This is a genomic window from Altererythrobacter sp. MTPC7 (genome assembly GCF_042851395.1).
In the GTDB taxonomy this organism is placed as follows: domain Bacteria; phylum Pseudomonadota; class Alphaproteobacteria; order Sphingomonadales; family Sphingomonadaceae; genus CAJXSN01.
Map to the genome: position 1 here is coordinate 36,190 of NZ_BTGS01000002.1, position 11,619 is coordinate 47,808.

The following is an 11,619-nucleotide window of genomic DNA, read 5'->3' on the forward strand; positions in this document are numbered from 1 at the left end:
ATGGTGACGGGGTCCGCATTGTGACGACGGCCCCGCGGACAGGGAGAGTTCGTGTGAGTGCAGGCAAGCCCCGGCTGGGCCCGGGGGCATTGTTCAATATCAGCTTCGGCTTCTTCGGCATCCAGATCGGCTTTGCGCTGCAGAATGCGAACATGTCGCGCCTGTTCCAGACGCTGGGCGCCAGCATGGACGACCTGCCGGCACTGTGGGTCGCAGCCCCGCTGACCGGCTTGATCGTGCAGCCGATCATCGGGTATCTCTCGGACAAGACCTGGAACCGCTTCGGGCGGCGCAGGCCCTATTTCCTGACCGGCGCGATCCTGGCGTCCCTTGCGCTGTTCCTGATGCCGCTCAGCCCGGCATTCGGCGCGCCGCTGCTTTTCGCGGCGGCCATGCTGTGGGTGCTGGATGCATCGCTCAACATCTCGATGGAGCCGTTCCGCGCCTTTGTCGGCGACATGCTGGGAACCGACCAGCATAGCGCAGGCTATGCCGTGCAAACCGCTTTCATCGGCGCGGGCGCGGTAGTCGGATCGATCTTCCCGGCCCTGCTGGAATGGCTGGGCGTGGCGAATGTCGCGCCCCCTGGCCAGCTGCCCGATACCGTCCGCTGGAGCTTCTGGTCCGGCGCGGCAATTCTGTTCGCGGCAGTGATGTGGACCGTTCTGACAGTGAAGGAATACAGCCCCGAACAAATGGCGGAATTCGGAGACGATAGCGCGCAGGACCTGTCGCAGCCGGCGCGTGTCCTTGCCTCGAAATCCTTCCTTGCAGGCGGTTTGTGGATTGCCCTTGGCGCAGCGGTCGTCCTTGCGGTCGAGGCATTCTCGCTGGAGAAGGAAGTCTATCTACTCGGCGCATTGCTGGCAGCGTATGGCGTGCTCAGCATTGCAGCGATCACGATGGCGCGGCGCGGGCAAGATGCGAACATCCTTTCCAGCATCATCGGCGATTTTTCAGGGATGCCGCCTGTCATGAAACGGCTCGCCGTGGTCCAGTTCTTCAGCTGGTCGGCGCTATTCATCATGTGGATCAACACGACGCCGGTCGTCACGCAGTATGTTTACGGCAGCACCGATACGGCCAGTGCCCCCTATAACGAAGGGGCGAACTGGGTGAATGTCCTGTTCACAGTCTATAACGGGGTGGCCGCGATTGCTGCGCTTGCGCTGCTTCCGGTCATGAGCCGCAGGATCGGGCAGGTCTGGACCCATGCCGCCTGCCTGATGCTGGGCGCGGCCGGCTTTCTGATGTTCTTCGCCGTGCGCGATGCGCAGACCCTGCTGCTGGCTGAGATCGGTATCGGCATTGCCTGGGCCAGCATCCTTGCCATGCCCTACGCAATCCTCGCCTCCAACCTGCCCCAGCAGAAGCTCGGCATCTATATGGGCCTGTTCAATGTCTTCATCGTCGTGCCGCAATTGCTGGTCGCAACGGTGATGGGCAGCGTGATGAATGCCTTCTTCCCCGGCGAACCGTTGTGGACAATGTTGTTCGCGGCGTCCTGCTGGGTGGTGGCCGCCGGGGCCATGATCCGTGTGAAATCTGTGCTTTAGGAACAGCCGATGTTGTAAAATTACACACGCAGCAACAAAATTGTCATATCCTATTGCCGCACCCTAATCGTGTGTGCATGATGCTCCCCTGCCTTGGGAGAGGGGCATGCATTTGAACGGTCCGTAAACAAGGCCCGCTGTGCGTCTGATGTTCTCCCCGAGGTGCAAACCCTTGGAGGAGAGCCAAGATGATGCGTACAGATTACCTCAGCACCGTTGCGCGCGGCGTACTTGCCAGCGCAGTCCTGATAGGGGCCAGTCCTGCACTGGCCCAGGTCGATCCCATTACCGCGGGGTCGGATACTTCGGAAAACGACAATACGATCGTCGTTACCGGCTCGCTTATTCGCGGCACGCCGGAAGATGCATCGCTTCCGGTCGATGTCTTCACCGCCGAAGACCTGGCTGCGAACGGCATAGATTCCCCGCTCGACTTCATCAAGGAACTGCCCTCGGTCGGCGCGGTCCTTGGCGATACCAACCAGTTCTCGACCGTGGCGCAGGGTTTCCAGGGCGTCGGCTCCATCAACCTTCGCGGCCTCGATCCGACACGTACTCTCGTGCTTCTCAACGGCAAGCGCACCATCCAGGCGCCGGGCGCAGGCTTTGCCGATACCAACTTGATGCCGCTGTTCGCACTCGACCGCGTCGAGCTGCTGAAGGATGGCGCGGCAGCAACCTATGGTTCCGATGCCATTGCGGGCGTGGCCAACTTCGTCACGCGGCGCAATTTCGTCGGCGCCGAATTGCAGGGCAATTACACCTTTATCGACGGGTCCGACGGCAATTATACGTTGAGCGGGCTGGTCGGTCTCGAGCTTGGAGAGGCAAACGTCCTGCTCGGCGCAGGGTATCAGCACCGTTCCGAACTGCGCACCACGGAACGCGATTACACGCAGACCGAATATACGGTGAACCCGTCGGCCTATTCCGCGCTTTCGACTCCCGGCCTGCTCGCCGTGAGCTATTTCGATACCGGTACGGGAACGGTCAATACGCAGGTCCGGCCCGACGTCGGCTGTGAATCACTCGGCGGTTTCCAGGACGGGGCTCTGTGCCGCTTTACCTACATTCCCTACGACAACATCGTCGAGGACGAGGATCGCTACCAGGTCTACGGGCAGGTCTCGGCCCCGATTTCGGACCGGATCGATTTCTTCGTCGAAGCCCTGTTCGCGACGAGCAGGCTCGACAATCTCAACTATTCGCCGGCCTTCCCGCCGACCCAGGGTCCGCGCGGCTCGGGCTTCACCAGCGCTTTCACGACGTCGCCTGCGAACCCCGGCCTGCCGGCGTTCCTGGACCAGGTCGGACTGCCGCAGAGCAGCCCGACAAATCCGATCGTCGCGGTAACCAATGTGCTGTTCCGCCCGTTCGGCTACCTCGGGAACCCGCTCGACCAGGATAGCGGCGCAGCGCGCGGTTTCGCGGAAAACCATGCCTATCGCATCAGCGGCGGGTTCGATTTCGAGCTGTCGGACAACCTGTTCCTCGACATCGACGGGACCTTCTGGGAATCGGACCGGACCTTCTTCGCGCCGGGCATCATCGGCTCCCGCCTGCAGGCTGCCCTGAACGGGTTCGGCGGACCGAACTGCCGGGGAACGACCCCGGGGGAAAACGGCTGCCTGTTCTTCAACCCGTTCACCAATGCCGGACCGCGCAACCCGGCGCTCAACATCGACAACCAGTTCTACGTACCGGGTGCGGAAAACAGCGAAGAGCTGGTGTCTTGGCTGCAGGTTCCCAACGGAACAGAGGAAGAGGAAACGCAGGTCGTCTTCGATGCCGTCCTGTCCGGTGGTACCGGGTTCGAGCTTCCCGGAGGGGAAGTGGCGTTCGCTGCCGGCGTCCAGTACCGAAAGAACAAGTTCACGACCGACCCGTTGAACCAGCTGTCGAATCTCGACGTGAACCCGTGCTTCATCCTGGGCGACCAGAGCTGCGTGGGCACGGCGACGGAAGGCGTGGGCTCCTTCATCTTCCTCGGTGGTTCGCGGCCCGCGCGCCTGTCGCAGGACGTGTACGCTGTCTTCGCGGAAGTCTCGGTCCCGGTGACCGAACGGCTCGAGCTCGACGGCGCAATCCGTTACGAGGATTACGGTTCGCCGATCGGGTCGACCGTCAATCCGAAAGCTTCGGCCCGGTTCGAAGCGACGGACTGGCTGACCCTGCGCGGTTCGGTCGGCACCACCTTCCGTGGTCCGCTGGCGTCCAATGTCTCGCCCAACGGTACCACGGCGCTGCAGGGGTTCACCGCGGCCGGCGGCAACTACAAGTCGCTCGACATCTTCGGCAACCCGAACGATCTGGGGCCGGAAACCGCGCTGACCTACAATCTCGGTTTCATCCTGACGCCGGGCAATCTGACCTTCAGCGTGGACTACTGGTCGATCGACCTGGAAGACCGGATCACGACCACGCCGGGCGATGCCATCGCCAGCTTCGTCGCCAATGGCCAGACCACGGGTAACGAGCCGGTCAATTGCGCCAGCCCGCTGGCCAACCTGATTACCTTCAGCGGCAACCAGTGTGTGCAGGGCACGACGACCGGTCTCGACATCGCCCGCGTGCGTACCGATTTCGTCAACGGTCCGGATGTGAAGATCACCGGCCTCGATGTCGCGATCAATTACGACTTCCCGTTCGATTTCGGGATGTTCTCGATCGGCGGCAACGGGTCGTACAATCTGGGCTACGAATTCGATCCGTTCGAAGTGCAGGGCGTGCAGGTCATCGACAGCTACGACGCGGTCGGTTTCGGCAATTATTTCCGCGACCCGAATACGGTCCCGGAATGGCGCGCCAACGCCTATGCCAACTTCAACGCCGGCGGGTTCAACGCCCGTTACGTCCTGACGCATATCGACGGCGTGACGGACGACCGCTGCATCGGGCGCGATCCGTGCTTCCAGACTTCTGCCGGTCCGACCGACTACGGGATCGAGAGCGGCAGCTTCACGAAGCATGACTTCTTCCTGACCTACGAACTGCAGTTCCGCGGCGTGGAAGCGCAATTGCAGGCGGGCGTGGAGAACTTCACCGACGCAGCACCGGCCGAGGCCCAGCTTCCGCTCGGTTACAACCCGTTCATCGGATCGGCGCTGGGGCGGACCTACCGTCTCGGCCTGAAGACGAACTTCTAGGAGGAATGGATGCCGGGATCGCGGAACCCGTGATCCCGGCATCACGACATATATGAACACAGACCAGACCCAGCAGACGCTGAGCCCCCGTGCGACCCGCGTCACGCTGGGGCTGCTGACGACGACCTATTTCTTCAGCTACATGGACCGGCAGATCCTCGCGATCCTGCTGGAGGACATCAAGGCGGACCTCCTGCTGTCCGATACCCAGCTGGGCCTGCTGTCGGGGCTGGCCTTCGCCCTGTTTTACGCCACGCTTGGCGTCCCGGTTGCGGCCCTTGCCGACCGGTCGAACCGGCGAAACATCATCGCCGTAGCTCTGGCCCTGTGGAGCGGGATGACCGCGCTTTGCGGCCTTGCCCAGAACTTCACGCATCTGCTGCTCGCCCGCATCGGGGTCGGCGTCGGGGAGGCCGGGTCAAGCCCGCCGAGCCATTCGATGATCGCCGATATGTATCCGGCGGAAAAACGCGCGCTCGCCTTGTCGATCTACTCGCTGGGTGTGACCCTGGGGGCCGCTGCGGGCCAGATATTCGGCGGCAACATCACCTATTTCTTCGACTGGCGGACGGCGTTCATCGCGGTTGGCCTGCCGGGCATCGTGCTGGCAATCCTGGTGCGCGTATTCGCTAGCGAGCCGCCACGTATTGCAGAGCCGGGCCACGCGGCGCTGGAAGGGCAACCGACCATCCGCGAAGGCTTCGCCTCCATTTTCTCGAACGAAGCGGCGCGCTGGCTGGTGGCGGGCGTGACGCTGACGTCGCTGATCGGTTACGCGCTGACGGGCTGGACGCCGCCCTATCTCATTCGCAGCTTTGGCCTCAACACCCTTCAGATCGGCAATATCGTCGCGCCCCTGCTCGCCGTGGCAGGCGTTGCCAGCGGACTGGGAAGCGGATGGTTCGCCAACCGGCTGGCGCAGCGATACGGGATGCAGGCACAGCCGCTGATGATCGCGGGATTGAAGCTGCTCGCCCTGCCATTCCTCATCATGTTCTACCTGATGCAGGACGCCGTTTGGGCGGTGGGAGCTTATTTCATCGCGGTCCTGTTCCAGAGCTGTTACCTGGGCCCCACATTCGCCATGTTGCAGACACTGGCTCCGATGAAGATGCGGGCCGTGTGGGCCGCGATTACCCTGCTGGTCATCAACCTGATTGGCCTCGGTCTTGGGCCGACCCTGATCGGGGTCATTTCGGACCTCTACATTCCGCGCTTCGGGGACGAATCCCTGCGATATGCGCTGCTGACTGTCGGCTTGCTGACGCCGCTGGCGATCTGGTTCTACTACATGGCATCGCGCGCCCTGCGGCTGGAGGCGGAGCGCAAGGCCGCCATGGCCTGAGCCACGAACAAGCCGGGACCTGCCCCGTCAGGTCAGGTCCCGGACATTCGCGATCAGCGTTTTCTCCAGCGTGTCGCCATGGAGAACGGACACGTCCCCGGTCGTCTCCAGGACGACGGCCCTGACCTTGCCCATTTCCAGCACATTGGCTTCGCGCAGCTTGGCCATGACGTCGGACTTGGCAACGCGTTCGTCATGCAGCGCTTTTTCGCAGAACTCCCCGTCCTTCATCAGCAGGACGGCATCATTCTGGATCGCCTTCTCGAACGGGTCGGAGTTCTTGCGGATGCGGGACACGGTCAATTGCACGAAGAACATGGTGGCCATCGCCAGCATCGCCTGGGCGAAGCCTGTCCAGTCGGTCGCCTGCGCCGCGCCGGCCAGAAGCGAACCCGTCGCGACCGTCATGACGAAGTCGAAATTCGTCATCTTGGAAAAAGAGCGCAGGCCCACGATCCGGACCAGCAGGACAACCCAGAACAGGCCCACCGTCGACAGGATCGCTGCGCGCGCAATTACATCGGGCCAGGTCGCTTCAAAGAACATCAGGCCTGAACCACTTCCTGCCGGATGGCGCCGAAGATCGAATGGCCCTCCGCATCGTCCATCCATATTTTGACCGTGTCACCCGGATGCATAAAGCGGGTCTTCGCCTCGCCTTCGGCAATCGTCTCGATCATGCGGATTTCGGCAATACAGCTATAGCCCAGCCCGCCTTCGCTGACAGGCTTGCCCGGATCGCCTTCCGGCCCCTTGTTGCTGACCGTGCCCGATCCGATGATCGCACCCGCGCCCAGATTGCGCGTCTTGGCTGCGTGGGCGACAAGATCTGCCAGGCTGAAGGTCGCATCCTGGCCAGCCTGTGCCCTGCCGAAGGGCTCGCCATTGTAATTCACCATCAGCGGCAGGTGGATGACGTTGCCCTTCCACGCATCGCCCAGTTCGTCGGGGGTCACGCATACCGGACTGAATGCGGTCGCAGGCTTCGACTGGAAGAAGCCGAATCCCTTCGCCAGTTCGCCGGGGATAAGGCCACGAAGCGAGACGTCGTTTACCAGCATGACCAGCTTGATGTGGCCAGCGGCTTCCTCGCTCGACACGCCCATGGGAACGTCGTCGGTAATGACGGCGACTTCGCCTTCCATGTCGCAGCCCCATTTCACATCGCCCAGGGGAATGTCGGCACGCGGCGGAAGGAAGTCGTCGCTGCCACCCTGGTACATCAGCGGATCATGATAGAAGCTCTCCGGAACCTCCGCGCCGCGCGCCTTGCGCACCAGTTCGACGTGGTTGATGTACGCGCTGCCATCGGCCCATTGATAGGCGCGGGGCAGGGGGGAATGCGCCTCGCGCTCGTGGAACCGCTCGCACGGGACAGCCTGGTGTTCGACATCGCGGTAGAGCGCTTCCAGTTTCGGCGCGCATTCTTCCCAATTGTCGAGCGCGGCCTGCAGTGTCGGCGCAATGTTATCAGCGGCGCAGTAGCGGGTGATGTCTTTCGAGACGACGACTAGCTTGCCGTCGCGGGTTCCATCGTTGAGCGTTGCGAGTTTCATGGCATCTCGTCCTTAGGTTCTAGTCTGTGTTTTTCGGGGCATCCGGCTGCGCATCGGGATGCGCGCGCTGGAACGCCGGCAGAGCAAGGCACGCAGCCTCGATCCGTTTGGTGTGGGGCTTGTCGCCGAAATCGAAGTCGAAACGGCGGGCATTGTAGATCTGCGGCATCAGCACGACTTCGAAAAAGCCGGGCCCGTCGAACAGGAAATCGCCCGTTCCCAGCTGCGCCAGCCGCTGCTCCAGCGGGTCCAGCGTGCGGGCGAGCCAGTGGCGATACCAGTCACCCACCTGCTGCGGGGACTGGTCCAGTTCGTCCTTCAGGTATTTCAGCACCGGCAGGTTCAGCGGAGCATGCAGTTCGGTCGCGATCGCATAGGCTAGCTCCCGTGCGAGATACCGCTGCTCCGGATCGGCGGGCAAGAGCGGCGCATCGGGATAAGCATCGTCGAGCCATTCGATGATGGCCATGGACTGCACCTTGTCGCCATCTGCCGTCTCCAGCATCGGCACGCTGCCGAACGGATTGCGACTGGTGAAGGCCGCGTCCTTCTGCTCCGCTTTCAGCAGGTTCACCGCGCAATTTTCATACGCGATGCCTTTCAGCTCCAGCGCGCAGCGCAGGCGGTAGCTGGTCGAACTTCTGTAATAACCATAGAGCTTCATGTGCCCGTCCTCCGTAGCATGGACGAACGGGCAGGCTGCGCGTTCCAGACGTATGTCAGAACGCGGCCAGCCCCGTGATCGCCCGGCCCAGGATCAGCGCATGGACATCATGCGTGCCCTCGTAGGTATTGACCGTTTCGAGGTTCACCATGTGACGGATGACCTGGTATTCCTCGGAAATCCCGTTGCCGCCATGCATGTCGCGCGACTTGCGGGCGATATCCAGAGCCTTGCCGACATTGTTGCGCTTGACGATCGAGATCATCTCGGGCGCGAACCTCCCCTCGTCCATCAGGCGCCCGACACGCAGGCTGGCCTGCAGGCCCATGGAAATGTCGGTCATCATGTCGGCCAGCTTGAGTTGGTAAAGCTGCTTCGATGCCAGCGGCACGCCGAACTGCTTGCGATCGAGGCCGTACTGGCGCGCCGCGTGATAACAGAACTCTGCAGCGCCCACCGCGCCCCAGCTGATGCCGTAGCGTGCGCGGTTGAGGCAGCTGAACGGACCTTTCAGGCCCTGTACCTCGGGCAGCAGCGCATCGGCGGGCAGTTTCACCTCGTCCATCACGATCATGCCGGTGGTGCTGGCCCGCAGGCTGAGCTTGCCCTCGATCTTGGGCGCGGAAAGCCCCTCCATTCCCTTTTCGAGGATGAAGCCGCGAATGCCGTCGCCATGCGCCTCGCTCTTGGCCCAGACGACGAAGACGTCGGCGAAGGGGGAGTTGGAAATCCATGTCTTCGCGCCCGACAGGACATATCCGTCGCCGTCCTTCTTGGCATAGGTCCGCATGCCGCCAGGATCGGACCCTGCATCGGGTTCCGTCAGGCCGAAACAGCCGATCAGTTCGCCCGACGCCAGCCCGGGCAGGTATTTGCGGCGCTGTTCTTCCGATCCGAAGGCGTGGATCGGGAACATGACGAGGCTGGACTGAACGCTGGCCATGGAACGGTAGCCGCTGTCGACCCGCTCGATCTCGCGCGCGATCAGGCCGTACGACACGTAACTCGCACCCGCGCCGCCATACTCTTCCGGCACGGTCGCGCCCAGCAGGCCCGCCTGCCCGAACAGGGGGAAAAGTTCGGGCGCGTCGATCTCGTCGCGGTAGGCATCGGTCACGCGCGGTTGCAGCGTATCCTGCGCAAAGCCGTGAGCCGCCTCGCGGATCATGCGCTCGTCTTCCGTCAGCTGATCGTCGAGGCGGAAGGGGTCGTCCCACGTGAAAGGGGCCATTCCGGAATTTGCGCCTGCCATTGTCTCTCCTTCGCTAGGCACCGGTCATTGCCCCTTGCGAACGGTCTTCGCAAGACGTGTCTAGGTCTGCATTGGCAAGGTGCGGTTTTCCCGGCGTCATACTGCGCCGGAAACTGCGCTCAGCGCGAAAGAGCTTGCTTCACTTCCGACAGGATTTGCGCCGGCGCAGTCGGCTTCGACAGGGTTCGCGACCTGGGGAAGCGACGGCTTACGTCATCACCGGAATAATGACCCGAATGGAAGATCACAGGGACGTCTTCGGCCATCATTTTCTCGGCCAGCGGGAAGACCACGCCGTCGCCCAGTTGCACATCCAGTATCGCAAGGTCGGGCTTGTTCTTCTGGTAGGCCAGCATGGCGGACGATACTGCCTCGAACGGACCGTCCACCTCGTAACCGGCTTCGGCCACGGTTTCGCACAGGTCGAAACCGATGATGCGTTCATCTTCGGCGACCAGTATCGTCGGCTTTTCCATAGTTATTCTCCCACCTGACGCAATCAACGGGGCGGGCGGGGTTCGGTTCCCGTTACTTTATAACTTGCCGAATTCGTTTTCATATCCGGATGTGTCCCCAGCCGCGAGGAGGCGCGCCTGAGTGCGCCAGTCGTCCCGGCGGATGCGGCCCTGGAAGCGCCCGAGTTCGGCGTCGATCCGATCGACCTCGGCATCGTCCCACGCGGCAATCTGCGCGAAGCTGGTGACGCCCAGTTCGTTGAGGAGCGCGGCAAGCTTCGGCCCCACGCCCTTGATCCGCTTCAGATCGTCGGCGGTGCCGGAGGGGGCGGGTCCTGTCGTTTCCGCCGGTGCGGACGCGGGTGCGATTGCCGGGGCCGGATCGGGATCCACGGCGGGGTCGGAAGGCTCGTCGCTGGCAAGGGTCTCCTCCTGCACGGCAGGGGCTTCCGGCTCGGCAGAGACTGCTGCGCCCTTCGCAGCCACGGCAGCCCCGCCGACGGCTCCTGCGGCAACCGGCGGTGCATCGATCAATGCCTGGTTGCGCCGGGCGGGTGCTCCGTCCTCCGGGGTATCGGTACCGCGCGCGATGGTCGTCTTGCGGTTGCTGCGGAACAGCAGCCAGGCAACAATCAGGCCAATCAACAGTGCGGCGAGGAGAATGGGCCAGTTGGCTTGGGCAAGTTGCATCATGACACGGGTCCTTCTGCAGAAGTTTGTTCAGTTTCGTCAGCGTCCGGCGAAAGGGATTCCGAGCGTCCCCATAGCATCCAACCGATGCCAAGGCCGATGACATAAGCCGCGAGCGACAGGGCGACGAGTTCGAACCAGATGGGCACGGCGTTCCTCCTACCTCGCGCTTGGTGTGTCGACGGGGGTGGGGATGAGGGGAACTTTCGCGATAACGGAAAATTCGATCCGCCTGTTTGCCGGGTCGGCCGGGTCCAGGCCTTCGACCGGCACGCTTGCTCCGACGCCGCGCGCCCTCAATCCGTCCTGCGGGATGCCGCGCGCGACGAGTTCGCGCCGGACCGTATCGGCACGGTCCCGCGACAGGGCGAGATTGGCCGCTTCATCGCCCGAGCTGTCGGTATGGCCCGTAATCGCGATGATGCTTCCAAGGCACGGACGAAGCGCTGCTGCCACTTCGTCGAGCAGTTCGTCATTGCCGAAATCCATGTCGGCGCTGGATTCCTCGAACCTGAGCGTGCGGGCATTCAGCAGCGAGGCGACATCGTCCTGGCAATGCATCGAAGTGAAGGTAGCCTCGCCGCTTTCCGCCAGCATGGTGCCATCGCTCCAGTGAACGCCGCCGACGCCGGGGATGGCGGCAATGGCACCGGCCAGATCGGCGCGCGTTCCCTCGTCCAGTTCGGCGGTCGGCGTCAGGAGGGCATGGCGACTGGGCCAGCCATCGGCGGTCGCGAAGCTGACCTGCGCCTCGCGCGCGCCGGACCGGGCGACGACGTCCTGTGCCTGTCGTGCAAGCCCGTCCGCCAGTTCGCCTGCCGTCCGCGTGCTCCACAGAATGGCGAGCGCAGCCACGATGATGGCCCCGGCAAAGATCAGGAGGGAGGAACGCGCTGGCATATCCCGCCCCCTTAAGGCGGCGCGGCGATGGTGAAAAGGGGCCGGTCCAGGTGAA

The 11,619-nt window shown here is 63.0% G+C and carries 11 protein-coding genes; 3 read left to right on the forward strand and 8 right to left on the reverse strand.

Annotated features, from left to right (window positions below; all coding sequences use genetic code 11):
• The first annotated feature begins 53 nt into the window (after positions 1–53).
• The 3 genes from ACGHJ7_RS01955 to ACGHJ7_RS01965 all read left to right on the forward strand — a co-directional run bounded on the left by ACGHJ7_RS01955 (position 54) and on the right by ACGHJ7_RS01965 (position 6,047).
• The gene (locus ACGHJ7_RS01955; RefSeq protein WP_390474160.1) at positions 54–1,556 is read left to right on the forward strand and encodes an MFS transporter; all 1,503 of its coding nucleotides are present in this window, start codon (positions 54–56) and stop codon (positions 1,554–1,556) included.
• A 188-nt stretch (positions 1,557–1,744) separates the two neighbouring features.
• Positions 1,745–4,702 (forward strand): TonB-dependent receptor domain-containing protein, encoded by a 2,958-nt coding sequence (locus ACGHJ7_RS01960; protein WP_390474162.1) that lies wholly within the window; start codon positions 1,745–1,747, stop codon positions 4,700–4,702.
• Between the two features lie 52 nt (positions 4,703–4,754).
• The gene (locus ACGHJ7_RS01965; RefSeq protein ID WP_390474164.1) at positions 4,755–6,047 is read left to right on the forward strand and encodes a spinster family MFS transporter; all 1,293 of its coding nucleotides are present in this window, start codon (positions 4,755–4,757) and stop codon (positions 6,045–6,047) included.
• A gap of 27 nt (positions 6,048–6,074) precedes the next feature.
• Here ACGHJ7_RS01965 and ACGHJ7_RS01970 read toward each other — a convergent pair whose 3' ends face one another.
• From ACGHJ7_RS01970 to ACGHJ7_RS02005, 8 genes are all read right to left on the reverse strand, one after another.
• The gene (locus ACGHJ7_RS01970; RefSeq protein ID WP_390474166.1) at positions 6,075–6,593 is read right to left on the reverse strand and encodes a DUF421 domain-containing protein; all 519 of its coding nucleotides are present in this window, start codon (positions 6,591–6,593) and stop codon (positions 6,075–6,077) included.
• Positions 6,593–7,603 (reverse strand): fumarylacetoacetate hydrolase family protein, encoded by a 1,011-nt coding sequence (locus ACGHJ7_RS01975; RefSeq protein ID WP_390474167.1) that lies wholly within the window; start codon positions 7,601–7,603, stop codon positions 6,593–6,595. Before ACGHJ7_RS01975 ends, ACGHJ7_RS01970 begins: the two co-directional genes overlap by 1 nt.
• A gap of 19 nt (positions 7,604–7,622) precedes the next feature.
• Positions 7,623–8,267, reverse strand: coding sequence for a maleylacetoacetate isomerase (gene maiA / locus ACGHJ7_RS01980; protein WP_390474169.1), 645 nt, complete (start codon positions 8,265–8,267; stop codon positions 7,623–7,625).
• Between the two features lie 55 nt (positions 8,268–8,322).
• Complete coding sequence (locus tag ACGHJ7_RS01985) at positions 8,323–9,498, reverse strand: acyl-CoA dehydrogenase (RefSeq protein WP_390474531.1); 1,176 nt, start codon at positions 9,496–9,498, stop codon at positions 8,323–8,325.
• A 140-nt stretch (positions 9,499–9,638) separates the two neighbouring features.
• A complete protein-coding gene (locus tag ACGHJ7_RS01990) occupies positions 9,639–9,995 on the reverse strand; it encodes a response regulator (RefSeq protein WP_390474171.1) in 357 nt (118 codons plus the stop codon).
• 57 nt (positions 9,996–10,052) lie between these two features.
• A complete protein-coding gene (locus ACGHJ7_RS01995; protein WP_390474173.1) occupies positions 10,053–10,667 on the reverse strand; it encodes a hypothetical protein in 615 nt (204 codons plus the stop codon).
• On the reverse strand, positions 10,664–10,813 hold the full coding sequence (locus tag ACGHJ7_RS02000; protein ID WP_390474175.1) for a hypothetical protein: 150 nt from the start codon (positions 10,811–10,813) through the stop codon (positions 10,664–10,666). Before ACGHJ7_RS02000 ends, ACGHJ7_RS01995 begins: the two co-directional genes overlap by 4 nt.
• Before the next feature lie 10 nt (positions 10,814–10,823).
• Entirely contained in the window at positions 10,824–11,564 is a 741-nt protein-coding gene (locus ACGHJ7_RS02005; RefSeq protein ID WP_390474177.1) for an OmpA family protein, read from the reverse strand.
• Positions 11,565–11,619: the final 55 nt, after the last annotated feature.